21 protein-coding genes are annotated in these 22,718 nt (G+C 69.0%); 11 read left to right on the top strand and 10 right to left on the bottom strand.

The annotated features are described in order from the left end of the window. Positions 1-45: 45 nt before the first annotated feature. The 3 genes from AC06G6_RS05715 to AC06G6_RS05705 form a co-directional block, all read right to left on the bottom strand. On the bottom strand, positions 46-291 hold the full coding sequence (locus AC06G6_RS05715) for a hypothetical protein (RefSeq protein WP_479827186.1): 246 nt from the start codon (positions 289-291) through the stop codon (positions 46-48). A gap of 162 nt (positions 292-453) precedes the next feature. Beyond that, on the bottom strand, positions 454-621 hold the full coding sequence (locus AC06G6_RS05710; protein ID WP_479827184.1) for an excalibur calcium-binding domain-containing protein: 168 nt from the start codon (positions 619-621) through the stop codon (positions 454-456). A gap of 68 nt (positions 622-689) precedes the next feature. After that, positions 690-905, bottom strand: coding sequence for a hypothetical protein (locus AC06G6_RS05705; RefSeq protein ID WP_479827182.1), 216 nt, complete (start codon positions 903-905; stop codon positions 690-692). 321 nt (positions 906-1,226) lie between these two features. Here AC06G6_RS05705 and AC06G6_RS05700 point away from each other — a divergent pair, with 321 nt between their 5' ends. Then, positions 1,227-1,865 (top strand): hypothetical protein, encoded by a 639-nt coding sequence (locus AC06G6_RS05700; protein ID WP_479827180.1) that lies wholly within the window; start codon positions 1,227-1,229, stop codon positions 1,863-1,865. A 66-nt stretch (positions 1,866-1,931) separates the two neighbouring features. After that, entirely contained in the window at positions 1,932-2,624 is a 693-nt protein-coding gene (locus tag AC06G6_RS05695; RefSeq protein WP_479827178.1) for a hypothetical protein, read from the top strand. Between the two features lie 32 nt (positions 2,625-2,656). Here the strand turns inward: AC06G6_RS05695 and AC06G6_RS05690 are convergent, their stop codons facing one another. Then, on the bottom strand, positions 2,657-3,196 hold the full coding sequence (locus AC06G6_RS05690; RefSeq protein WP_479827176.1) for a flavodoxin domain-containing protein: 540 nt from the start codon (positions 3,194-3,196) through the stop codon (positions 2,657-2,659). Positions 3,197-3,374: 178 nt separating this feature from the next. Between AC06G6_RS05690 and AC06G6_RS05685 the strand changes: the two genes are divergently transcribed. Beyond that, complete coding sequence (locus AC06G6_RS05685; RefSeq protein WP_479827174.1) at positions 3,375-4,832, top strand: benzaldehyde dehydrogenase; 1,458 nt, start codon at positions 3,375-3,377, stop codon at positions 4,830-4,832. Between the two features lie 70 nt (positions 4,833-4,902). Here AC06G6_RS05685 and AC06G6_RS05680 read toward each other — a convergent pair whose 3' ends face one another. Further along, positions 4,903-5,628 carry a hypothetical protein gene (locus AC06G6_RS05680; protein WP_479827172.1) on the bottom strand — a complete coding sequence of 242 codons (726 nt, stop codon included), beginning with the start codon at positions 5,626-5,628 and terminating at the stop codon, positions 4,903-4,905. A gap of 31 nt (positions 5,629-5,659) precedes the next feature. Beyond that, positions 5,660-7,075: an NAD(P)H-quinone dehydrogenase gene (locus AC06G6_RS05675; protein WP_479827170.1), complete on the bottom strand. Its 1,416-nt coding sequence runs from the start codon at positions 7,073-7,075 to the stop codon at positions 5,660-5,662. Between the two features lie 96 nt (positions 7,076-7,171). Here AC06G6_RS05675 and AC06G6_RS05670 point away from each other — a divergent pair, with 96 nt between their 5' ends. Beyond that, on the top strand, positions 7,172-7,990 hold the full coding sequence (locus AC06G6_RS05670) for a purine-nucleoside phosphorylase (RefSeq protein ID WP_479827168.1): 819 nt from the start codon (positions 7,172-7,174) through the stop codon (positions 7,988-7,990). A 4-nt stretch (positions 7,991-7,994) separates the two neighbouring features. Here the strand turns inward: AC06G6_RS05670 and AC06G6_RS05665 are convergent, their stop codons facing one another. Then, positions 7,995-8,429, bottom strand: a complete 435-nt coding sequence (locus AC06G6_RS05665; RefSeq protein WP_479827165.1) for an RrF2 family transcriptional regulator — start codon at positions 8,427-8,429, stop codon at positions 7,995-7,997. A gap of 178 nt (positions 8,430-8,607) precedes the next feature. On the opposite strand from AC06G6_RS05665, the gene AC06G6_RS05660 reads away from it, so the two are divergent. Further along, positions 8,608-10,356, top strand: a complete 1,749-nt coding sequence (locus AC06G6_RS05660) for a phospho-sugar mutase (protein WP_479827162.1) — start codon at positions 8,608-8,610, stop codon at positions 10,354-10,356. A 16-nt stretch (positions 10,357-10,372) separates the two neighbouring features. Here AC06G6_RS05660 and nirD read toward each other — a convergent pair whose 3' ends face one another. Next, positions 10,373-10,750 carry a nitrite reductase small subunit NirD gene (gene nirD, locus AC06G6_RS05655; protein WP_479827160.1) on the bottom strand — a complete coding sequence of 126 codons (378 nt, stop codon included), beginning with the start codon at positions 10,748-10,750 and terminating at the stop codon, positions 10,373-10,375. A gap of 269 nt (positions 10,751-11,019) precedes the next feature. Between nirD and nirB the strand changes: the two genes are divergently transcribed. The 6 genes from nirB to AC06G6_RS05625 all read left to right on the top strand — a co-directional run bounded on the left by nirB (position 11,020) and on the right by AC06G6_RS05625 (position 18,104). Continuing rightward, positions 11,020-13,734, top strand: a complete 2,715-nt coding sequence (gene nirB / locus AC06G6_RS05650) for a nitrite reductase large subunit NirB (protein WP_479827158.1) — start codon at positions 11,020-11,022, stop codon at positions 13,732-13,734. A 2-nt stretch (positions 13,735-13,736) separates the two neighbouring features. Further along, positions 13,737-14,771 (top strand): uroporphyrinogen-III C-methyltransferase, encoded by a 1,035-nt coding sequence (gene cobA / locus AC06G6_RS05645; protein ID WP_479827156.1) that lies wholly within the window; start codon positions 13,737-13,739, stop codon positions 14,769-14,771. A 64-nt stretch (positions 14,772-14,835) separates the two neighbouring features. Next, positions 14,836-15,966, top strand: coding sequence for a uroporphyrinogen-III synthase (locus tag AC06G6_RS05640; RefSeq protein ID WP_479827154.1), 1,131 nt, complete (start codon positions 14,836-14,838; stop codon positions 15,964-15,966). A gap of 148 nt (positions 15,967-16,114) precedes the next feature. Further along, complete coding sequence (locus AC06G6_RS05635; protein WP_479827152.1) at positions 16,115-16,975, top strand: FAD-dependent oxidoreductase; 861 nt, start codon at positions 16,115-16,117, stop codon at positions 16,973-16,975. Positions 16,976-17,072: 97 nt separating this feature from the next. Next, the gene (gene deoC / locus AC06G6_RS05630; protein ID WP_479827150.1) at positions 17,073-17,783 is read left to right on the top strand and encodes a deoxyribose-phosphate aldolase; all 711 of its coding nucleotides are present in this window, start codon (positions 17,073-17,075) and stop codon (positions 17,781-17,783) included. Positions 17,784-17,846: 63 nt separating this feature from the next. Further along, positions 17,847-18,104 (top strand): hypothetical protein, encoded by a 258-nt coding sequence (locus AC06G6_RS05625; protein WP_479827148.1) that lies wholly within the window; start codon positions 17,847-17,849, stop codon positions 18,102-18,104. A gap of 83 nt (positions 18,105-18,187) precedes the next feature. Here AC06G6_RS05625 and AC06G6_RS05620 read toward each other — a convergent pair whose 3' ends face one another. Continuing rightward, positions 18,188-19,018, bottom strand: a complete 831-nt coding sequence (locus AC06G6_RS05620; RefSeq protein WP_479827146.1) for a metal-dependent hydrolase — start codon at positions 19,016-19,018, stop codon at positions 18,188-18,190. Between the two features lie 6 nt (positions 19,019-19,024). Continuing rightward, a complete protein-coding gene (gene mfd, locus AC06G6_RS05615) occupies positions 19,025-22,705 on the bottom strand; it encodes a transcription-repair coupling factor (protein WP_479827144.1) in 3,681 nt (1,226 codons plus the stop codon). Between the last annotated feature and the right edge of the window lie 13 nt (positions 22,706-22,718).

The following is a 22,718-nucleotide window of genomic DNA, read 5'->3' as shown; positions in this document are numbered from 1 at the left end:
ACACGATGGCATATGCGACCTGCCCGGAGATAGGGTCTTTTTCCCCTACCCGAATCGGTCCAATACCTGACTCCACAGGAGCGCCAGTGTCGGGCCGGAGACCGCCAAAAGTACCGCGATCAAAGCCGCCGAAACCAGTGCGATGATCACCCACGTCTTCGCCTCTCCACGCTCTGGATAGTCGTCCCCGGAAAGGTTCTTCTGTGATCGCCACGGCGACGCGGCGGACGGCCTTGGCACCTTGCCGAATGCCAAAGCCAGAAGAGTCATTGTGATTCTGATGCTTTTCACGTTGCCCTCTCTTCCCGTACCTCGTATCACCTCAGGGCCATGCGCAGGCCGTGGCTCGCATTCTCGTCCAGCCTGCTTTGGTTTTCCTTGGGTTCCTGGCGGGACCTGGGCTCCCGAACACAACAGAGGGGCCACCCAGCAGGCGGCCCCTCTCTTCAGCACTTACTTATCGCAGCCGATGCCGTCCTTGTCGCGGTCGAGGTGAGTACCGTACCCGGGCGTGCCCCGGTAGACGGGAGCAGCACCCGCGGCTCTAGCGGCGGTGCAGTTCGCAAAAGGCGCAGCAGCCGGAGCCGCGGGAACTGCCGGCGCGACGGGAGCGGGTGGCACGTACCGGGACGCCTTCTCAGCTGCGGCCTTATCGGCAGCGGCCTTGTCGGCGGCAGCACTGCTCCAATTCAGTCAGCGGGATGGTTCGGCAGGCGCTCGGGATGCTTGGGGTCCTTGCCGCGTTCCCTCCAGTATTCGTCCCGTTGCCACAACGAAAACCGAGTTGCCCACACGGTCAGAATGATGGTTCCAGTAGCGAGGATGGCCACTTTGATCCACACCCACGGTTCGGTATCTATCGGCAGAAGGGTCAGGATCACCATGACCGGCGTGAAGACCATCATGTAGCGAGTGAGGTGGCTGAATCTCCGCTGCACTTCTTCGGAGACTGGTGTTGAGGACTGACCCCAGACACGTCGGGCTCCTGGTGACATATTTGAACTGCACCATTAACAGCACCAATCCGATAGGCCCCTAGTGCGGAGGCACTTTCCAGCCCCGTTCCGGCTGCGGTTCACGCCCCAAAATTGTCTACTTACCAGGTAGCCCGGACATGGGTGCAATCAACGCATGCCCCGCCCCGAAGCGGGCCTTTTTCCCCTTGGCCAGCCCGCCCCGCCGGCGTGTACTGAAGCTAGGTTCGGTTCATCCGCAGGAGGCACCCCATGGACGTCCCCATCATCCTGGCCCTCGGCGCGATCGTGGTGGTCGCCGTCGTGCTGGGCATTGTCTTCGCACGAGAAAAGGATCCGCAGCGGCGGGCCACGGCACTGCAACGCACCGGCGCGGCGGTCATGGCGGTGTTCACAGTCCTCGCGGGGATCTTCATCGGCGGCTACGCCATGCAGGATCCCGGCGGCAATACCGGGCTGCTGATCACGCTCGCCTGGGTGCTGCCGATGCTGATCCTCGCCGTCGGAGCCTGGTTCTGGCCGGCCCCGACCGCTCCCCTGTTGCTCGCGCTTGCGTCCTCCTTCATCGCGGCGTGTGTGTGGCTCGCCTTCGACCCCGCCGCCCTGCGTGCATTCATCAGCGAAAACGGGCCGGTGATCGCCGTCAGCGTCGTCGCCCTGTCGTTCCCGGCCGCCGTGCTCGGCCTGAAACGGACCGCGCTGGCCGGCTGGCTGCTCGTCGCCCTGGGCGTGCTGCCGCTGCTGATTACAATCATCGGCAGGTCGGGCCCGGTCGCGTCGCTGACGGCTGCGAGCGTGGTTCCCCTGATCTGCGGGATCGTCTATCTCGTATCCGTCAGGATGGCGAGTGGCAGCCAGACGTCGGGCACTCCACGCGCAGCTGCCGCCTGACGAGGGCCCCACTCCGCCGCGTAACAGGAATCGGGTGGGGAACGGATGGCGGGTAGCATCGGGGCCATGAGCGCCGACGACGACGACATCACCGAAGAACTCCTGACCGAAGCCGACAGGCTGACGGGGCTGAGCCTCGAGCTCCTGGGGCTAGACCCGCATCCGGATGACATGACGCCGGAGCAGCGGCTCCTGTTCGACCCGGAGGATCTGGAGGAAATGGCGGCCGTCCCGGCGGAGGACCGTCAGGATTCCGTGCGCCGGACGCGCCTGTTGGCGGGCCTGCTGTGGAACTCGTCGAGCATTCTCATCGACCAGCTCTTCCGCGATCTGGGCACCCTCAGCAAACTCGACACCGGCACCCCAGCGGACATCGCCGGAACGTCGGTGCTGTCCTCGCTGCCGCCGCAGTTCGCCGCCAGCTACGACGCGAAATTCACCCAGAAGTTCATCGTGGTCGCCGCCGACGTTACGGCGTCCCTGGTCCGCGGCTGGACCGCTCCCGGTTGCCTCGCCGCCGAACTCGCCGTCCGCTGCCTGCTCGATCAGGCGGAAATCACCGAGGACATCTACGAACTCGACCTCCCGGAGGACTGGCGGGCGCAGGTGGAGGAGGTCCTGCTGGAGGACGCGGACAGCGAAGCGCTGTTCTCGGACAGCCTCGACGTTCTTGAGGACGACGCCGACCGGCTGGGCTTCGAGCACTGGTTCAAGCCCTACAACGCCTGGGACAGGATTCCGCCGTACGCCTGCTCCTGAGCCCTGGGTCCGACCCCAAGACCTGCCCGCTGCTAACGTGGCGTTGAAGCCAGACCGGCCAGGAAGTCCTCGGTGAACCGCTGGACGCCGTCCCATTCGGTGTAGACGTAGTCGCGGGTGGTGTCCAGGTCCGGGGACCCCTTGTCGGAGGCGATCTTCTTCATGATGTGCTTCTTGAGGAAGTTGTAGTGGGTGTAGAGCAGGGCGCCGGCGAACAACCCGACGTGCGCGGGCCGCCACCCAGTTTCCTCCTCGAACTTCTCCACGTAGCCCTCCGCGCTCTGCTCGTCTCCGTGGGCGGCCAGGCTGACCGAAACCAGGGCTGACGGCAGGCTTTCGAGCTCTGAGCGGTTCTTCTTCACGAAGTCGGTCACGAACCCCTCGTGTTTGCCCATATGCACCGACGCCGCCACGATGACGGCGTCGTAGCCGCCCGGGAGGGTGTCCCCGGCGTGCTTGAGGTCCGCCGCCTCAGCCTGGTGCCCGTGGGCCCGGATCAGCTCTACGATGTACTCGGCGATCTGGGCTGTCTGTCCTTCAACGCTCCCGTAGGGGACATAGATGTTGGCCATGCTCCACTGTGCCCGCGCACCGCGGCGAAGAAGTAGGGCCGAACGTCACCGTCGTCTCGAAAGCGCACCGCACCCTTGACGGCGGCCGCCCCGCGGCATGTGATGTACAAAGGCTCCGGTCCGGTCCACGGCCGGCCGGCCGGTGCGGTACGACGTATCCCCCACGAAAGGACAGGACATGTCCCTGCTCGACGCCTCCCACTGGGAGGGCAAGATCTACCTCAACGGCTGGCGCCCGGGAGGCGGCGGGACAGCCGACGCCGTCGAGCCGGCCACCGGCGCGACGCTCGGCAGCTATGGCCTCGCCTCCGCGGACGATGTCCGTGAAGCCGCCACAACGGCGGCGGCCGCCCAGAAGGACTGGGCGAAACTCAACCCCGAGGACCGCGCCGCCGTGCTGCGCCGCGCGGGCATGCTCTGGGAGGAGCACGCCGCCGAGATCCAGGGCTGGATCGTGCGCGAGTCCGGCGGCATCCCGCCCAAGGCCGGCCTGGAAACGCACATCGCGGCCAACGAATGCTACGACGCCTCGGCGCTGCCCTCCCTCCCCGCCGGGGATGTGCTGACCTCGAACGAGAACCGCTGGTCCTTCGCGCGCCGGCGTCCGGTCGGCGTCGTGTCCGTGATTGCGCCGTTCAACTTCCCGCTGATCCTCTCCATCCGCGCGGTCGCCCCCGCGCTGGCCCTCGGCAACGCCGTGCTGCTCAAGCCCGACCCCCGCACGGCGGTCTGCGGCGGGGTCACGCTGATGCGGATCTTCGAGGAGGCCGGGCTGCCGCCCGGGCTCCTGGCGCTGCTGCACGGCGGGGCCGAGATCGGCGCCGCCGTCGTCGAGGCTCCCGAGGTCAGCGTCATCGCCTTTACCGGCTCGACGGCGGCCGGGCGGAAGATCGGCGAGACCGCCGGGCGGCTGCTCAAGCGCGCGCACCTGGAACTCGGCGGCAACAACGCGCTGATCGTGCTGCCGGGCGCGGACCTGCCCAAGGCCGCCTCCGCCGCGGCGTTCGGCTCGTTTATGCACCAGGGGCAGATCTGCATGGCCGCCGGGCGCCACATCGTCCACGAGGACATCTACGACGACTACGTCAGCGCCCTCGCGGAGAAGGCCGGCCATCTTCCCGTCGGGGACCCGACGAGCGGGACCGTGGCCCTGGGCCCGATCATCGACGACAAACAGCTGCACCGGATCGACACGATCGTCCAGGACGCGGTGCAGGGCGGCGCCCGGCTGGCCGCCGGCGGCACGCACGACGGCAGGTTCTACCGGCCCACCGTCCTCGCCGACCTCGACGTCGCCAGCCCGGCGTGGAAGGACGAGATCTTCGGCCCTGTGGCCCCGGTGATGAAGTTCTCCACCGTGGAGGAAGCGGTGGCCCTGGCCAACGGCAACGAATACGGGCTCTCGATCGGCATCCTGGGCGATGTGGGCCTGGCGATGACCATTGCGGACCAGCTGGACTCGGGCAAGGTGCACATCAACGAGCAGACGGTCTCCGACGAGGCGAACTCCCCGTTCGGCGGGATGAAGAACTCGGGCAACGGCTCCCGGATCGGCGGACACCACGCCAACATGGAGTCCTTCACCGAAATCCAGTGGCTCACGGTCCGGCCGGACATCGCCCCGTACCCGTTCTAGGTCCCGGCCTCACCGGAAACAGCAAGGAAGGACCCGGCGGCGGCTGCCGCCGGGTCCTTCCTTGTGCGGTTCAGTGCTCCGCGGCGCGATGGGTGGCGGGGTCGTAGGGCTCGAACACTGACGAGCCGATCATAAAGATGCCGCGCTGCGGGATCCAGAAGTCCCCGAGCCTGTCCTGGACGGGCAGCGCCGACGCCCGTCCCAGATTGTGCCCCTGCAGGTGCGCCGTGCTCCCGCGGACAAGCCACAGCTGCCGGGGGCGCGCGCCAAAGGTCTGGCCGTTGGGCACCCTGCCCGTCAGCCCGATGTGTCCTGCTCCCAGCACCGGGCCTGCGACAGCGCCCATGGCGCGCAGGAACGTCCGGTTGCGCCACAGCCGCTCCGGGACCGACCCTGCCACCGCCGACATGAGCCGGGTGATCGGGGTTGCGGCCAGCGTCACGTCCCAGCTCAGGTCCACCCCGTCGCCGACCTCCACGCTGAAGGAGTAGTCGTCACGCCACCGGATGGAGATCCCGCCTGTCGACGCCGATCCGAGGGCGCTGCCGAAGTAGCGGGGACAGGAGGACCCGGGGGCGGCGGTGCTGTGCATCGTCCAGACGCCGGCAGGATCGCGGATCCAGACCGAGTTGTAGCCCGGGCCGACGGAGGAGGCGGGAAAATGCCGCAGGGCCAGGATGTAGCCGGAGCTGAACGGTACGCCCATCACGCCGTAGCCGGCAAAGCGTTCTTCCGGGCCGGCGGGCAGCACGGGGTCGCGTTCCACGGACTCAACCATGGTGCGGGGACTCTGCATGGATCCGGCCTCCGTTGTGCTGCGGATGTTGCTACATGTGGACGTGCAGGCGCCGGGCCGCTTCGGAGATGGACCCGCTCAGCGAGGGGTACACGGTGAAGGTGCTTGCGACGTCGTCGACGTGCAGCTTCTGGGTCACCGCGAGGGAGATCGCGAAGATCAGCTCGGACGCGTTCGGACCCACCACCACACCGCCGATCACGGTGCCCGAGCCCTTGCGGGCGAAGATCTTGATGAAGCCGTCCTTGTGGTTGCGCATCTTGGCCCGGGCGTTGCTGCGCAGCGAGAGCTTCACGACGTCGGCCTGGTATTTGCCGGATTCGATCTCGGCCTCGGAGACGCCCACGTTCGCGATCTCGGGCGAGGTGAAGATGTTGGACGCGACCTGGTGCAGTTTGAGCGGGGTCACGCTGTCGCCCAGGAAGTGCGCGATCGCGATCCGGCCCTGCATGGCGGCCACGGACGCAAGGGCCAGCACGCCGGTGCAGTCGCCCGCGGCGTAGATGTTCGGCACGGTGGTGCGGGAGACGCCGTCGACCTTGATGTGGCCGCTCTCGGTGAGCGCCACGCCGGCCTCCTCGAGGCCGATCCCGGCGGTGTTCGGGATGGAGCCGACTGCGACCAGGCAGTGGCTGCCGGTGACCTTGGAGCCGTCGCCGAGGGTGACGATGACCCCGTCCTCGGTACGTTCCACGGTCTCGGCACGGGCGCGGGAGAGCACCTTGACGCCGCGGCGTTCGAAGACGCCCTCGAGGACCTCGGCGGCGTCGGCGTCCGAGCCGGGCAGCACGCGGTCGCGGCTGGAAATCAGGGTGACCCTGGATCCGAGGCCGTTGTAGGCGGAGGCGAACTCGGCGCCGGTCACACCGGAGCCGACCACGATCAGGTCCTCGGGGAGTTCGTCCATGTTGTAGATCTGCGCCCAGTTGAGGATCCGGACGCCGTCCGGGCGGGCGGTGGGCAGCTCGCGCGGGTGGGCACCGACGGCCAGCAGGATCGCGTCCGCCTCGATGATTTCGGTGCCGTCGGCGGTGAGGACCTCAATGGTGTGGCTGTCCAGCATTTTGCCGGAGCCGAGCATGATCCGGACTTCCTGGTTCTCGAGGCCCTTCTGGATGTCCGTGGACTGCTGCCGGGCCAGCCGGAGCAGGCGGTCGTTGATGTGCTTGAGGTCCGCGCGCATCGTCGGGGTGCAGTCGCCGCCGTCGAGGTCGAACTTGACGCCGAGCTCGCCGGCCTCGCCGACCCGGGTCATCAGGTCCGCCGTCGCGATCAGGGTCTTGGACGGCACGACGTCGGTCAGCACCGCGGAGCCGCCGAGCCCCGCCCGTTCGATGATGGTGACCTTCGCGCCCAGGGAGGCGGCGACCATGGCAGCTTCGTAGCCGCCGGGCCCTCCGCCCAGGATTGCGATGCGGGGTGAGCTGAAATCGGGATGCGTAGTCACAATCAGCCATTGTCCACCATCCGGACCGGCACCACCAAGAATCGGGGCCGGGACGGGTTGCTGGGCAGCACGCCGCCGGCAGGATAACTTGTACCGGTGAGTACAACAGAATTCCTGAACACGGACCCCTTCGACGCCGCCCGCGCCGCCGCCGACTACATCGCCGAGGAGACGGGGATCGACGCGCACGACGTCGCCCTGGTGCTCGGCTCGGGCTGGGGGGACGCGGCCGAACTGATCGGCGAGACCACCGCCACCCTCTCCGCGGACGAGGTCCCGGGCTTCTCCTCCCCCTCGGTGGTGGGCCACGTCGGCACCATCCGCTCCGTGCTGACCAAAGAGGGCAAGCGCGCCTTGGTGCTGGGCGCCCGCACCCACTACTACGAGGGCAAAGGCGTCCGCGCCGTCGTCCACGGGGTCCGCACCGCGGCCGCGGCCGGCTGCAAGACCCTCGTCCTGACCAACGGGTGCGGCGGCCTCAACGAGGACTGGACGCCCGGGACGCCCGTGCTGATCAGCGACCACATTAACCTCACCGCGACGTCACCGCTGGAAGGCGCCACTTTCGTGGACCTCACCGACCTGTACTCCGCACGGATCCGCGGCCTGGCCCGCGAGGTCGATCCCAGCCTGGACGAAGGCATCTACGCGCAGTTCACCGGCCCGCACTACGAAACCCCGGCCGAGGTGCAGTACGCCAAGCGGATCGGCGCGAACCTGGTGGGCATGTCCACCGCGCTGGAGGCCATCGCCGGCCGCCACGCGGGCATGGAGGTCTTCGGCATTTCGCTCGTGACCAACCTCGCCGCCGGCATCAGCCCGGTGCCGCTGAGCCACGAGGAAGTCCTCGAAGCCGGCCACGCCGCGGGCCCGCGCATCTCCAAACTGCTGGCGGAGATCATCGCGAAGCTGTGATGTCCTAGCCCCCCGGGGACAGGTAGAGGAGCGCCTTTGCCTTGTCCTGCGGGAACCGCCGTTCCATTGAGTCCGCGATCCCGGCGATCGTCTGCCGCGCCAGCGCCTGGCGCCAAGCGAGTTCGGCCTGGCGCATGGTCTGGGAGATCAGGCAGGTCCGGACGTAGTTCTGCTCCGAGTCGGCGTCCGGGACGTTGGCCAGGATGCCTTCGCAGCGGAACACCGGATCGGGGCCTTCCAGGGCCAGGACGATGTCCAGGATGGTGACGTTCTCGGGCCGGCGGGCCAGGTGGAAACCGCCGCGCGGGCCCGAGACGGAGCCGAGGATCCCGGCGCGGACCAGCGCCTGGAGCTGTTTGTTCAGATAGGCGCCCGGGAGCTTGTAATACTCCGCCAGCCGGGCGCTGTTAACCGCCTCACCGGCCGGTGTCCACGCCATGTTGACGCAACTGTGTATGGCCCACTCCACCCCTCGGCCCATCTTCATATTCCAGACGCTACGTGTCCGGAAAATTGGCTGTCAAGGGCTGGGGACCAGGACTGCTGTGATTGATCTGTCGGGCGGACTCTCGCTTGTCGGGGAGGCATCCGCGGCGAATGACGCTAGTTTGGTTCCTATGACGTCTTCTGATGCCGAACTCACCCGCCTGTTGGGCGACGCCCGGACCTGGGCCGCCCAGGACCCGGATCCCGCCACCGCCGCCGCCCTGACCGAACTGGTCCGGCTCGCCGACGACGGTGCCGCGGCGGCCCGTCAGGAGCTCGCCGACAGTTTCAGCGGCACCCTGCAGTTCGGCACCGCAGGGCTGCGGGCAGCCCTGGGCCCCGGCCCGAACCGGATGAACCGCGTTGTGGTGCGCCGCGCCGCCGCGGGATTCACCGCCTTCCTAACCGGCGCCGTCGCCCAGGCCGCCCCCGGCACCCGGCCGCGCGCCGTCGTCGGCTACGACGCCCGGCACAACTCGGACATCTTCGCGGAAGAGACCGCGGCGGTCCTCACCGCCGCGGGCGTCGAGACCTTCCTAATGCCTTCCCCGCTGCCCACTCCGCTGCTCGCCTATGCGGTGCGGGCCCTGGAGTGCGACGGCGGCGTGATGGTCACCGCCAGCCACAACCCGCCGCAGGACAACGGCTACAAGGTGTACCTGGGCCGCCACGCCGTTGAGGAGAGCGGACGCGGGGCGCAGATCGTGGCGCCCTACGATGCCCTGATCGCGGCGGAAATCAACGCCGTCGGTGAGCTCTCCGGCGTCGCCCTGGCCACGGAGGGCTGGACCGTGCTGGATCCGTCCGTCGCCGCCGACTACGAGGCCGCCGTCGCCGCGCTGGCCAGGCCGGAGCACTTCCCGGCCCGCGAGCTCAAGATCGTCCTGACGCCGATGCACGGTGTGGGCGGCGCAACCGCCGTGGCGGTGCTGCACACGGCCGGTTTCACCGACGTCACCCTGGTCAGCGAGCAGGCCAAACCGGACCCCGACTTCCCCACCGTGAACTTCCCCAACCCCGAAGAACCCGGCGCCCTGGACCTGGCCCTCGAAACCGCGGCCCGGGTGGACGCGGACCTCGTGATCGCCAACGACCCCGACGCGGACCGCGCCGCGGTGGCCGCGAAGGATCCGGACACCGGCGCCTGGCGGATGCTGCGCGGCGACGAGGTCGGCGCCCTGCTCGGCGCGCACATCGTGGCGCGGCTGGCCGCCGGCAGGGGCAGCGGCGAAACCCCGGCGGGGGTGTTCGCGAATTCGATTGTGTCCTCGCGGCTGCTCGCGCGGATTGCCGCCGCGGCTGGCTACGCGCATGAGGAAACCCTCACCGGCTTCAAGTGGATTGCCCGTGTCCCCGGGCTGCTGTACGGCTACGAGGAGGCGCTGGGTTACTGCGTCGCGCCTTCCCTGGTCCGGGACAAGGACGGGATCTCCGCGGCCGTGCTGATCGCGGAATTCGCCGCGGCGGCGAAGGCCGACGGCAAGTCCATCTTCGATACGCTTGACGAGCTGTACCTGGTGCACGGGCTGCATGCGAGCGACCAGCTCAGCATCCGGGTAGCGGACCTGGGCCTCCTGGACGCCATGATGAACCGGCTGCGCGTCAGCCCGCCGGCGTCCTTCGGCGGCTCCGCCGTCGAAACCGTCACGGACCTCGCCGAGGGCAGCGCCCACCTGCCGCCCACCGACGGCCTGCTGTACCTGACGAAGGATCTCAGCCGCATCATCATCCGCCCCAGCGGGACCGAGCCCAAGCTCAAGTGCTACCTGGAGGTCATCCGCAACGTCGACTCGGCCGCCGAACTGCCGGAGGCGCGGCACGAGGCACGCGTGGCGCTCGACGCCGTCCTGGCGGACGTCCGCGAGGCGCTGGGGCTCTAACGCCCGGGGTCAGCCGCTATAGCTCGACCTCAATGTACCCGCCCACAATCCGGGTACCGAAGGTCGGGAGCCGCAGTTCCGGCGTGCCCAGGCACTCCCCCGTGCGGAGGTCGTAGACCTCCTTGTGCAGCGGCGAGGCGACGGTCGGGCGCGCGCCGCGGGAGCCCGTGATGCCGCGGGCCATGACGTACGCGCCGGTGGCCGGATCCTCCTGGCCGACGGCGTAAACCTCACCGGACACGGTGCGGAACAACGCCACCTGGCGCCCCGCGATCAGGGCGGCCTCGCCCCAGGCGGGCTCCAGGTCCTCCACGGCGCACACCCGGTGCCAGCCGGTCCCGTAGCTGGGGTGTTGGACAAAGCTTTGTGCTGCGCTCTCAAGTACGGCAGTCATTTCGGCCCCTCTCTGATACATCTCTCGCGGGCTCAGCCGCTCCTGCGGCCACATACCCAAGCTAGGTCCCGGGTGTTTCGGCTGAATGCAGTGAATGTGTCCGGCGGGTAAAAGAGACCTCACCCTGCCGGAAACGTGTCCGTGATGCAGAAGTTAAGATCACGAAACATAAGGGAAACTGAAGCGAAACTGCGGTTGCCTAGTCTGGATGGACACCTCGATTGAGAAGGCCGCAATGCACCGACTGCGGCCCATGCGAAAGGCCCACCGTGACCGGACAGACTTCAAGCCCCCAGAACCAGGGCGCAGAGCGCGCCACAGCACCGCGCCGCGTTGTGGTTGCCGGCGGCGGCCCTGCCGCCCACCGTTTCGCCGACGCCATGCACGCCCGGGGCCTGGACGGCTGGAATGTCACCGTCCTCACCGAGGAAGCCCACCTCCCCTATGACCGCGTCGCGCTGAGCAAGGCCCTCACCGACGCCGACGTCGACCTCACCCTGGGCAGCGCCGCGATGTGGGACCACGAGGCCCTGACGCTGCAGACCGGCGAGCGCGTGACCGGCATCGACACCGCGGGCAAGACCGTGACCACCGCGGCCGGCACCGTGTACCCGTACGACGAACTGGTCGTCGCGACCGGCTCCGACGCCGCCCGCCTGCCGATCCCGGGATCCGAACTCACCCACGTCTACCGCACGCTGGAAGATGTCTGGGCCATCAACAAGGCCATCGCGGAACTGACGGAGAAGCTGGGCCGCCAGGTCACCGCTGTCACCATCGGCGGCGGGCTGCTGGGCCTGGAATCCGCCGCCGGCACCGAGCAGCTCGGCGCCATCCCGATCGTCATCAACGGCTCCCCCTGGCTGATGAACACCCAGCTGGACCAGGGCGCCGGGCAGGCCCTGGGCCGCCTGATCGAAGCCAAGGGCTTCACCGTCCACGGCGGCGTGTTCCCCTCCGAGGTCCTGTCCGACGACGACGGCCAGGTCACCGGCGTGCTGATGGCCGACGGCCGCATCATCGACGCCGACCTCGTGATCGTCGCGATCGGCGTCAAACCCCGCGACGAGCTGTTCCGTAACGCCAACGGCCCGGCGGCCGCAGGAACAGCGGCAGCAGGCACAGAAGGCGAGGGCACCGCGCCGCTGTTCGACCTCGGCCCGCGCGGCGGCGTCGTGATCTCCGACAGCTGCGAAACGCAGGTCCCCGGCATCTGGGCGATCGGCGAGGTCGCAAACTTCGGCGGCATGTGCCTGGGCCTGGTGGCTCCGGCCAACACCATGGCGGAGATCGTCGCGGACCGGCTGCACGGCGGCGACGCGACGTTCCCGGGCTTCGACACCGCCACCAAGCTCAAGCTCTCCGGCGTCGACGTCGCGAGCTTCGGCGACGCCTTCGCCCGGACCGAGCACGCGCTGGAAATCGTCTACGCCGACCCGGCCCGCGGCGTCTACCAAAAGATCGTCACCACCGACGATGCCAAGACCCTGCTGGGCGGCATCTTCGTCGGGGACGCCACCCCGTACACGTCCCTGCGCCCCATGCTGGGCCGCGAACTGGCCGCCGAACCCGGCGCCTACCTCACCGCGGCCGGCGGCGGCGACGCCCCTGAAACGGAACTCCCGGACGACGCCATCCTGTGTTCCTGCAACAACGTGTCCGCCGGAACCATCCGCGACACCGTCAACGGCTGCGGCGCCTGCGACGGCAACGCCCCCGTCCAGGAGCTCGGCGAGCTCAAGGGCTGCACCCGCGCCGGGACCAGCTGCGGTTCCTGTGTGCCGATGCTCAAGAAGCTGCTCGAAACCGAACTGACCAAGTCCGGCGTCGAGGTCTCCAAGGCCCTCTGCGAGCACATCGAGCTGTCCCGCCAGGAACTCTTCGAGACCATCCGGGTCCTGGAGCTGACCTCCTTCGAGGAGGTTATGGCCAAGTACGGCACCGGCGACGGCTGCGACATCTGCAAGCCGACCATCGCCAACATCCTGGCCAGCCAGAACAGCGCCTACGTCCTGGACGCGGGCCGCGGCACCCTGCAGGACACCAACGACCGCGCCCTGGCAAACATGCAGAAGGACGGCACCTACTCGGTGGTGCCGCGCATCGCCGGCGGCGAGATCACCCCGAAGAAGCTCGGCGTCATCGCCGCCGTGGCCGAGAAGTACAACCTCTACACCAAGATCACCGGCGGCCAGCGGATCGACATGTTCGGCGCCCGGCTCGAGCAGCTCCCGGAAATCTGGAAGGAACTGGTCGACGCCGGGTTCGAGTCCGGCCAGGCGTACGGCAAGAGCCTGCGCACGGTGAAGTCCTGCGTCGGTTCCACCTGGTGCCGCTTCGGGGTCCAGGACTCGGTGGCCATGGCCATCCAGCTGGAGCTGCGCTACCGCGGCCTCCGCAGCCCGCACAAGCTGAAAATGGGTGTCTCCGGCTGCGCCCGGGAATGCGCCGAGGCCCGCGGCAAGGACGTCGGCGTCATCGCCACCGCGGACGGCTGGAACCTTTACGTCGGCGGCAACGGCGGCGCCACCCCGGCGCACGCCCAGCTCCTGGCCAAGGACCTCGACGACGAAACCCTGCTGAAGTACATCGACCGCTACTTCATGTACTACATCCGCACCGCCGACCGCCTGCAGCGCACGGCGCGGTGGCAGGAGGAGCTCGCCGGCGGCATCAAGCACGTCGAGGACGTGGTGGTCCATGACACCCTGGGCATCGCTGCGGACCTCGAGGCCGCCATGGCCAGGCACGTCGACACCTACGTGGACGAGTGGGCCGACACGCTGAAGGATCCCGAGCGCCTCCGCCGCTTCCGCTCCTTCGTCAACGCCCCGGACCAGAAGGACGATTCCATCACCTTCGTCTCCGACGAGCGCGGCCAGATGCGCCCCGCCACAGCGGAGGAAAAAGCCCTCGCCGCCCAGCAACCGGTAGTGATCGGTGCTTCCATCCCGGTACGTGCCAGCGACAAGAACGAGGTATAACCATGCAGCTCAGCATCGATCTCAGCGGACGCGAAGTCCTTGTCACCGGCTCGGACACCGCCGCACGCCAGGCCGTCCGCCGCTACCGGGCGGCCGGCGCCGTCGTCTCCCGGCTGAGCAGCCCGGGCGGTGCCCGCCACGACGGCCCGCTGCCGGAGCGTCCTTTCCTGGTCGCCGCGGTCGACGACGGCCAGCCCGGCTGGGAGGCGCTGCTGGACCGCTGCCGCGAAAACGGCATCCCGGTCGCGGCGGAGCCGGCCGCCGGCCCCGCCGGCCACGTCACCCTGGTGGGCGGCGGACCCGGCACCACCGAGCTGCTGACCGTCGCCGCGGTCAAGGCCCTGCGGGACGCCGACGTTGTCTTCTACGACCGGCTCGCCCCGTACCAGGAACTGCCCGCGCTGAGCACGGCCGAGCTGGTGGACGTGGGCAAGCGCCCCGGCCACCACAAGGTCAGCCAGTCCGACATCGAGGACCTCATGGTGGAGGCCGCCCTGGCCGGGAAGAACGTCGTGCGGCTCAAGGGCGGGGACCCGTACGTGTTCGGCCGCGGCGGCGAGGAAGTGGCCTCCTGCGTGAAGGCCGGGGTGCCCGTCCGGGTGATCTCCGGCGTGACGAGCGCCATTTCGGTCCCGGCCGCGGCCGGGATCCCGGTCACGCACCGCGAGGTCAGCCACATGTTCACCGTGGTTTCCGGCCACGCCCCGCTGACCGAGAAGGAGCACATGCACCTCGCCGGACTCGGCGGGACCATCGTGGTGCTGATGGGCATCGGGACCCTGCACCAGCTCGCCGCCGGGCTGCGCCGGGCGGGGATGCGCGCGGACATGCCGATGGCCGTCGTCGAGCGCGGCTACCGCCCCGGACAGCGGACCACCATCGCCGAGCTGGGCACCATCACGACGGCGGCTGCGGAATGCAGCAACCCCGCCGTGCTGGTGATCGGCGACGTCGTCCGGGTGGCCGAAGCCAACCGGGGCTGCGCGGAAGCCGAAGCCGACCTGGACCGCCTCGCCGCGTCCCTGATGGGAGCGTGAGGACCGTGAGCGCGCTCAACGCCATCGCCCCGCCCGGGCCGGCCCCGGCACTGCGCCGGCCGCCGTGGCGGAGGCAGCACCGGGGACTGTCGCGGAAACCGTGGAGCTGCCGCTGGAGGGCTTCCGGATCGGCGTGACCTCGCACCGCCGGTCCCAGGACCTGATCGAGGCCCTGGAGCGGCGCGGCGCCGAGGTGCTGCATGCGCCGGCGCTGAAGATCGCCCCGGTACAGGAAGACGTGAACCTGATCGAGGACACCCGGGCCATCATCGCCGCACGCCCCGAACTCTGCATCGCCACCACCGCCTACGGCATGCGGCGCTGGTGCGAGGCCGCGGACACCTTCGGGATCGGCGAGCAGCTGCTGGAAACCCTCGGCGCCACCCGGATGTTCGTCCGCGGACCCAAAGCCCGCGGCGCGGTCCGCGCGGCCGGCCTGGCCGACGTCGGGATCAGCAGCGACGAAACCACGGCCACACTGGTGGACATGCTCCTTGCCGAGGGGGTCCGCGGCAAGACCGTCGCGGTGCAGCTGCACGGCTACACGGATGTCCGCCAGCTCGAACGCCTCCGGATGTCCGGCGCAACCGTCCTCACCGTGACCCCGTACCGCTGGGTCAAGCCCGACGGCGCGGACCGGCTGCCGCGGCTGATCGAGGCCGCGTGCAGCGGCAACCTGGACGTGCTGACCTTCACCAGCGCCCCGGCAGTGGATGCCATGTGGAGCACCGCGCACGAGATGGGCCTGTACAAGCAGCTCGTCGAGAGCCTGAAGACCACCGTGGCGACCGCCGTCGTCGGCCCGGTCACGGCGCAGCCGCTCATCGATGCCGGACTGCAGCCGCTGGTCCCGGACCGCTTCCGGATGGGCGCCCTGATCAGGCTCGTCGTGGAGCATCTTGCCCTCAACCACGTCCGCCGCCTGGACACCGTCTCGGGCCGCGTGGAGCTCCGCGGCCGGTCGCTGCGGATCGACGGCGAGGCCGTGGAGCTGGCTCCCGCCCCGCTCCTGCTGCTGCGGGCGCTCCTGGGCGCCAGCGGCGCGGTGCTGTCCCGTGAGTCGCTGTCCGAACTGCTGGAACTCCGCGGTTCGGTCCATGCCCTGGACATGACGGTGAGCCGGCTGCGCTCCGCCCTGCCGGACGGCCGGCTGGTGGAGACCGTGGTGAAGCGCGGTTACCGGATCCGGGTGTGACCCACGGCATTACTGGCCGGTAAACATTGGCGAACGGGCGGCGAAAATCCTGCAACACCGGGGAAACACGCCGGAAAGATCACCCGCCTACGCTGGGTTCATCAAGCAGTCAGGCCACACCACGGGCCACCAGCGAAAGGGCCTCACCATGTCCGCCACCCCCACCGTTTCCGCCGATTCCCAGACCCGGCCCCGGATCGTCGTCGCCGGGGCCGGCCCTGCCGCGCAGGCCCTCGTCCGCGAGCTCACCCGGACCCCGTTCGCCGGCGGGATCACGGTGCTCAGCAACCGGGATGACGCCCCCGAGGAGCTGCTGGAACTCGCCGCCCTCCCCCAGGTCTCTGTCCGCTTCGGCCAGCCTGCGAGCTACATCGACCCGGACAGCCGCTACGTCACCACGTCGGACGGCCTGGAATTCAACTACGACCAGCTGGTCATCGCGACCGGTTCCTCCCCCGCCGGCGCGCCGCTGGCAGGGGAAGGCCGGTGCCTGAACTACTCCACCATCGATGACGCCGCCCGGCTGGGCGAGGCCGTCAAGGACGTCACCCGCGTCCTGGGCCGCCGGCCGCTGGGCATCCTCGTCGGCACCGGAACGGCCGCGGGCCAGGCCGAGGCCGTGCTGCGCGCCCGCGGCGTCAGCCCGATCCGCACCACGCAGCGGCCGGCCTCCGTCGTTCCCACCCTGGCCGGTTCGACGCTCGCTGCCGCCGGGATTGTGTTCGAGGACGGCTCCAGCATGGCCGGGGACCTGGTGGTCCTGGCCGAGGAACCGATTGCCCGCGACGCCCTCGCGGTCAGCGCCGGCCTGAAGACGGCGCGCCAGGGCGGGATTGTCATCGGCCGTGATTTCCGTACCTCCGTCCCGGGGATCTGGGCCATCGGGGATGCCGCCGTGTTCGACGGCGTCCGGCTGGGACTGCTCGTGGCCGCCTCCTCCGCCGCCTCGGTCTGCGCCTCCCAGCTGCTCCGCGCAGGCCTGGCCGAGCCATTCGCCAGCGCCGCCTGAACTGCCGCCTGAACTGCTGCCTGGCCACAACGGGACGCCCTCCGGAGGGCGTCCCGTTGTGGCAAGATGGACACCTGAGAAGCCACGAAGGGACCCCATGAGCAACGAAGCCGCCGCGACCGCCGGAAGCACCACCTCCGCTAACATTGCCTCCTACATTGACCACACCCTGCTCAAGCCGGAGGCAAGCGAGGCCGAGATCCTCAAGGTCTGTGCCGAGGCCGCCGAGTACCGGTTCAAGTCCGTGTGCGTCAACCCGGTGTGGGTCAAGACGGTCAAGAAGGCGCTGAAGGGCTCCGGCGTGCTGACGTGTTCTGTCGTCGGTTTCCCGCTGGGCGCCACGCCCAGCGACGTCAAGGCCTTCGAAGCCCGCGGCGCGGTGCTGGACGGCGCCGAAGAAGTCGACATGGTGATCAACATTGCCGCGGCCCGGGCCAACGACAAGGGCGCCCTGGTCGATGACATCACGGCCGTCGCCGAGGCCGTGCACGACGGCGGCGCCATCCTGAAGGTCATCATCGAAACGGCGCTGCTGGACGACGCCCAGAAGGTGCTGGCCTGCGAGGCGGCCGTCGCGGCGGGCGCCGACTTCGTGAAGACGTCCACCGGATTCAACGGAGGCGGGGCCACCGCCGAGGACGTCGCGCTGATGCGCCGCACAGTGGGCCCGGATCTGGGCGTCAAGGCCTCCGGCGGGGTGCGTTCGCTCGCCGACGCGCAGGCTATGATTGCTGCAGGTGCAACACGTATTGGCGCCAGCTCCGGCATCGCGATCGTCAAGGGTGAACAGGGTTCCTCCGCGTACTGACTGCTATCCGATAACAACCGAAGCCGCCACAGTATTGAGCCCCACGGGGCCGAGGAGGAACGAATGTCCAGCAAGACCACTACAGCCACGACGTCGCAGAACGAGACGGCCAGGACGACGCCCCAGAACGAGAACAGCCTCGGCTCCAGTATCATCCTGTTCGCCGTGATGATGGTCCTCTTCTTCGCGTCCCTGTACTCGCTGAGCTTCCTGACGCTGGGCAACCCGTGGCCGATGGCCGCTTGCCTCATCCTGTTCGCCCTGGCCTTCTGGATTCCGCAGACGGTCACCGGCCGCTCGGATTCCGCGGGCGAATTCTAAGGACCCCTGTTCTTAAATAACTGAAGCCCCGGATTTCCGGGGCTTCAGTCGTTTAAGGATCTTCAGCCGTTTAAGCGGTGATCCTACGCGGACGCGAGCACCCCGACGAGGCTCTGGATCAGCCCGGTCCCCAGCGCGACGGCGTCCGGCCAGTGCAGCCGGGCGAGGGCCAGGACGGCCCCGAACAGGCCGATCATGGCGTAGGCGCTGACCGGAATCAGCACGAACCATTCCCGCCGCGACCCGGCACGGCCCAGCAGGGGGATGGAGAACGCCCCGTTGGACCTCCAGACGTTCCTGAGCAGCGGCAGTTTCCGCAGGAGCTTCGGCGGCTTGATCACGATCGGCCAGAGCAGCGGCACTCCCCCGGTGGTGATCATGTCCCCGACGATGTGGACCAGCACCCCGGTCAGCATCGACACCGGCAGCCAGGTCCACTGGTGCGGCGCGAACCAGGTCACCAGCCCGGCCATGGTGAGGGCGAAGACCCAGTTGCTGATCCAGCCGTACTTCGGGAAGAGTTTGAGCGCTTTGGCGGCGATGTTGATCATAAACATGCACAGCAGACCGGCGCCCACCGACAGCAGCCCCCAGTCCGTCTGCAGCTGGAACTGTCCGGCCAGCGCCGCGAGCAGCACAAAGAACGCCGCGCCGAGCAGGGAATGGGTGCCCTGCCGGTGCCCGCCGGAGACGTTTTCGATGCCGACGGCGATCACGTTCGACAGCGGCGGCAGCGAATGCGCCACCGTGCTGGAGCGGTGGTCCCAGTCGCAGACCAAGGCGGTGCCCGCCGTCGCCATCCCGCCGATCACAATCCCCGTTGCGTCCAGCGGATACCAGCCCAGCGCGTACGGCCCCGTCGAGGCAATAGCCACCCACGCCGCGGCCCCCGAGGCGGCGTGGTGTCCGCCCATCACGCTTTATTTCACCGCCGGTGCAGCGGATACAGGCGAGTCGGAGAAGATGTTGCGGATGACACCGTTGGCCCACTCGAGGATCTCGGCATCCTGCAGGTCCCGGCCGCCGATCCGGGCGGTCTTGGGCTTGGGGATGAGCACCGCGTCCAGGGCCGGCTTCGACTGCGCACCGGGGTACATCCGGGTGAGCCGCATGAGCTTGGACTCCGGCAGCTGCGCCGGGGAGAACTTGATGAAGTTCCCCTGCAGGGCGACGTCGCTGAGCCCGGCTTCGCGGGCACCCACCCGGAAGCGGGCGACGTCGATCAGGTTCTTCGCGGGCAGCGGCAGTTCCCCGTAGCGGTCCACGAGCTCCGCGAGCACCTCGTCGATCGCCTCGTAGGTGATGGCCGAGGCGAGCTTGCGGTACGCCTCGAGGCGCAGCCGTTCGCCCGGCACGTAGTCGTGCGGCAGGTGCGCGTTGACCGGCAGCTCGATCTTCATCTCCGCGGCCTTCTCCTCGGCCTCGCCCCGGTACTCCGCGACGGCCTCGCCGACCAGGCGGATGTAGAGGTCGAAGCCGACGCCCTGGATGTGGCCGGACTGTTCCCCGCCGAGCAGGTTGCCGGCGCCGCGGATCTCGAGGTCCTTCATGGCCAGCTGCATGCCGGCGCCGAGCTCGTTGTGGGTGGCGACGGCTTTGAGCCGTTCCAGCGCCACCTCGCCCAGCGGCTTTTCCGAGGGGTAGAGGAAGTACGCGTAGGCTCGTTCGCGGCCGCGGCCCACGCGGCCGCGCAGCTGGTGCAGCTGGGACAGGCCGTACTTGTCCGCCCCGTCCACGATCAGCGTGTTGGCGTTGGAGATGTCCAGGCCGGTCTCAATGATGGTGGTGCAGACCAGCACGTCGAAGCGCTTCTCCCAGAAGTCCACGATGATCTGCTCCAGCCGGCTCTCGGACATCTGCCCGTGCGCCACCTCCACCCGGGCCTCCGGGACCAGTTCGCGGATCTTGGCCGCGGTGCGGTCGATCGTGGACACCCGGTTGTGCACGAAGAAGACCTGGCCCTCGCGCATGAGTTCGCGGCGGATCGCCGCGGAGGTCTGCTTGTCCGTGTACGGGCCCACGTAGGTCAGCACCGGGTGGCGTTCCTCCGGCGGGGTGGCCAGGGTGGAGGTCTCGCGGATGCCGGTGAGTGACATTTCCAGGGTCCGGGGAATCGGGGTGGCGCTCATCGCCAGGACGTCCACGTTGGTGCGCATCTTCTTGAGCGCCTCCTTGTGCTCGACGCCGAAGCGCTGTTCCTCGTCCACGATCACGAGGCCGAGGTCCTTGAACGCGAAGTCCTTGGACAGCAGCCGGTGGGTGCCGATCACGACGTCCACGGAACCGGCCTTGACTCCTTCGGCGGTCTCCTTGGCCTCCTTGCCGCCCTGGAAACGGGACAGCGGCTTGACCACGAGCGGGAAGCCGGAGAACCGTTCGGTGAAGGTCTCGTAGTGCTGCTGCGCGAGCAGCGTGGTGGGCACCAGCACGGCGACCTGCTTGCCGTCCTGGACGGCTTTGAACGCAGCCCGGACCGCGATCTCGGTCTTGCCGTAGCCGACGTCGCCGGAGATCAGCCGGTCCATCGGGATCTCCCGCTCCATGTCCGCCTTGACCTCGTTGATGGTGGTCAGCTGGTCCGGGGTTTCCACATACGGGAAGGCTTCCTCGAGTTCGCGCTGCCACGGCGTGTCGGGGCCGAAGGCGTAGCCGCGGGAGGCCATCCGGGCCGAGTAGAGCCGGATCAGCTCGCCGGCGATTTCCTTGACGGCCTTGCGGGCCCGGGACTTGGTGCTGGCCCAGTCCGCGCCGCCCATCTTGCTCAGCGCGGGGGTGTCCCCGCCGACATAGCGGGTGACCTGGTCCAGCTGGTCCGTCGGGACAAAGAGCCGGTCGCCCGGGGCGCCGCGCTTGGACGGCGCGTACTCCAGCACAAGGTATTCGCGCACCCCGTCCCCGCCACCCGCGACGCGGCGCTGGATCAGTTCCACGAACCGGCCGATGCCGTGCTGTTCGTGCACCACGGAGTCGCCGGCCACGAGCTGCAGCGGGTCCACGGCGTTCCGCCGCTTTGACGGCATCCGGCGCATGTCCTTCGTGGAGCCGGCGGAGGTCCGTCCCAGCAGGTCAGCCTCGGTCAGCAGGGCGAGCTTGAGCGGCTCCAGGACAAAACCGCGTCCGACGGCGGCCGTCGTCACCTCAATCAGCCCGGCCTGCGGGTCCTCGTCGAGGGAGTCGACCCGGGCGCAGGGGATGTCGTTGTCGTGGAAGAGTTCGGCGAGCCGCTGGGCCGGGCCGGGGCCCTCGGTGACGACGACGATGCGCCACTGTTCGCGCACGTGCGAGCCGATGAAGGCCATCATTTCGGCGACGTCACCCTGGTAGCCGCGGGGTTCGCGGGCGTGCAGGTTCAGGACGTCGACGTCGGGCAGCAGCTCCTCGTCGGTGGCCAGGGAGGTAATCGACCACCAGGACACCTCGTGCGCGAGGGCCGCGGAGCGGGTTTCGGTGAGGGAGCGGAAGCTGGCCGAATGGAGGGCCTCCGAGGCCGCGGAGGTCAAATCAAGAGGCGCGGTGCCCCCGTCGGACGCCGTCGACCAGGCCGCCTCGAGGAATTCCTCGTTGGTGGCGGCGAGGTCATGGGCGCGGGTCCGGACCTTCTCGGGTTCGATCACCACCGCCATCGAACCGGCCGGGAACTGGTCCAGGAACGGCACCATGGCGTCCACCAGCACCGGGGCCAGGGATTCCATGCCTTCCACGGCGATGCCCCCGGCGATCTTCTCCAGCATGTCCGCGGCGGCGGGCAGCTGGGATTTCAGCGTCGCGGCGCGGGACATGACGGAGGGCGTGATCAGGATCTCGCGGCACGGCGGGGCGTGCAGTTCGGTGGGGTGGTGCACCCCGGGCGCGGACAGCGAGCGCTGGTCGGCGACGGCGAACCAGCGCATCTGGTCCACTTCGTCGCCGAAGAACTCCACCCGGATGGGGTGGTCCTCGGTGGGCGGGAAGACATCCAGCATGCCGCCGCGGACGGCGAACTCGCCGCGCCGGGTCACCATGTCCACCCGGGCGTAGGCGGCGTCGGCGAGGCTCCGGACAACATCGCTGAACGGTGCGTCCTGGCCCACCGTCAGGGTGACCGGGACCAGTTCGCCCAGTCCCGCCACGATCGGCTGCACGACGGCGCGCACCGGGGCCACGACAATGCGCAACGCGCCGCTCGCGGAGGTTTCGGGGTGCGCGAGCCGGCGCAGCACCGACAGTCGCCGGCCCACGGTGTCCGAGCGCGGGGAGAGCCGTTCGTGCGGGAGCGTTTCCCAGCTGGGGAACTCTGCGACGGCGTCGGCCGGCAGGAAGGCGCGCAGCGCCTCGGTGAGGTCTTCGGCCTCACGGCCGGTGGCGGTGATGGCCAGGACGACCGGAGCGAGGCTGCTGCCGCCCGCCGTCGCCGTCGCGTCCGCTGTGTTGTCCGCTAGCGCAGCTAGCCCGTCAGCCATTTCCGCGAGCAGCGCCGAGCGCAGCCCGGCGGGGGCGCTGATCTGGTAGTCCTCGCTGCGGGCAGCGAAACCGCGGGCGGCTTCGGCCCGGACGCGGGCGTAGTTCCGGTCTTCGGCGAGGACACGGCGCAGACCGGTGAGAGAGGGGCCGTTGAGGCTCATAGCTGTTGCTCCT

Source organism: Arthrobacter sp. CJL-S3 (assembly GCF_056711635.1).
Note: the sequence above shows the minus strand (reverse complement) of the source record. Positions and strands in the feature narration are given on the sequence as shown.

What these genes read in the sequence shown, in the direction of transcription:
- AC06G6_RS05635 (WP_479827152.1), top strand. Translation starts at nt 16,115, where the DNA reads ATGTCCGCCACCCCCACCGTTTCCGCCGATTCCCAGACCCGGCCCCGG.
- AC06G6_RS05700 (WP_479827180.1), top strand. Translation starts at nt 1,227, where the DNA reads ATGGACGTCCCCATCATCCTGGCCCTCGGCGCGATCGTGGTGGTCGCC.
- AC06G6_RS05625 (WP_479827148.1), top strand. Translation starts at nt 17,847, where the DNA reads ATGTCCAGCAAGACCACTACAGCCACGACGTCGCAGAACGAGACGGCC.
- deoC (WP_479827150.1), top strand. Translation starts at nt 17,073, where the DNA reads ATGAGCAACGAAGCCGCCGCGACCGCCGGAAGCACCACCTCCGCTAAC.
- AC06G6_RS05685 (WP_479827174.1), top strand. Translation starts at nt 3,375, where the DNA reads ATGTCCCTGCTCGACGCCTCCCACTGGGAGGGCAAGATCTACCTCAAC.
- AC06G6_RS05660 (WP_479827162.1), top strand. Translation starts at nt 8,608, where the DNA reads ATGACGTCTTCTGATGCCGAACTCACCCGCCTGTTGGGCGACGCCCGG.
- nirD (WP_479827160.1), bottom strand. Translation starts at nt 10,750, where the DNA reads ATGACTGCCGTACTTGAGAGCGCAGCACAAAGCTTTGTCCAACACCCC.
- mfd (WP_479827144.1), bottom strand. Translation starts at nt 22,705, where the DNA reads ATGAGCCTCAACGGCCCCTCTCTCACCGGTCTGCGCCGTGTCCTCGCC.
- AC06G6_RS05705 (WP_479827182.1), bottom strand. Translation starts at nt 905, where the DNA reads ATGATGGTCTTCACGCCGGTCATGGTGATCCTGACCCTTCTGCCGATA.
- AC06G6_RS05620 (WP_479827146.1), bottom strand. Translation starts at nt 19,018, where the DNA reads ATGGGCGGACACCACGCCGCCTCGGGGGCCGCGGCGTGGGTGGCTATT.
- AC06G6_RS05680 (WP_479827172.1), bottom strand. Translation starts at nt 5,628, where the DNA reads ATGCAGAGTCCCCGCACCATGGTTGAGTCCGTGGAACGCGACCCCGTG.
- AC06G6_RS05665 (WP_479827165.1), bottom strand. Translation starts at nt 8,429, where the DNA reads ATGGCGTGGACACCGGCCGGTGAGGCGGTTAACAGCGCCCGGCTGGCG.
- AC06G6_RS05690 (WP_479827176.1), bottom strand. Translation starts at nt 3,196, where the DNA reads ATGGCCAACATCTATGTCCCCTACGGGAGCGTTGAAGGACAGACAGCC.
- cobA (WP_479827156.1), top strand. Translation starts at nt 13,737, where the DNA reads ATGCAGCTCAGCATCGATCTCAGCGGACGCGAAGTCCTTGTCACCGGC.
- AC06G6_RS05695 (WP_479827178.1), top strand. Translation starts at nt 1,932, where the DNA reads ATGAGCGCCGACGACGACGACATCACCGAAGAACTCCTGACCGAAGCC.